At 60.7% G+C, this 415-nt stretch carries 1 protein-coding gene; it reads left to right on the top strand.

Annotated elements, in window-relative coordinates; all coding sequences use genetic code 11:
- Nucleotides 1-233 precede the first annotated feature (233 nt).
- The coding region (locus tag EOA29_RS40430; protein ID WP_127222605.1) for a LacI family DNA-binding transcriptional regulator at nt 234-415 on the top strand (182 nt) is incomplete at its 3' end.

Here is a 415-nt window from a genome sequence, read left to right as displayed (position 1 = left end):
CTTCAAGGTCGGCTTGCCGCTGACGCTGGTCACGCTTGCCGCCTGCACGGCCTGGTTGGCTTTCACCACCTGATTTCCAAGTTTTCAGCCCGCGACAAAAATTTGTCGCGAGCTTTTATCGAATCGATTGCGCAAACGTTTCGATGGCTCTATGGTTTCCATAAATCCGCCGAAGAGCGGTCGGGAAACGCAATCAAGGGAGGAGCGCTTGCGGGCACTCCACACGAGCCGTCATGCCGACAATGGCTGAGGTCGCGCGCCGCGCCGGCGTCTCGGTGTCGACCGTCTCGCACGTTGTCAACGGCACCCGCTTTGTTTCGCCCGAGAAGGCGAGACTGATCAACGAGGCCATCGCCGCCATGGGCTATCAGCCCAACGAACTGGCGCGCTCGCTGAAGGTCGCCTCGACCCGCAG

Source organism: Mesorhizobium sp. M1E.F.Ca.ET.063.01.1.1 (genome assembly GCF_003998155.1).
Taxonomy (GTDB): domain Bacteria; phylum Pseudomonadota; class Alphaproteobacteria; order Rhizobiales; family Rhizobiaceae; genus Mesorhizobium.
This window is presented reverse-complemented; position numbering and strand designations above follow the sequence as displayed.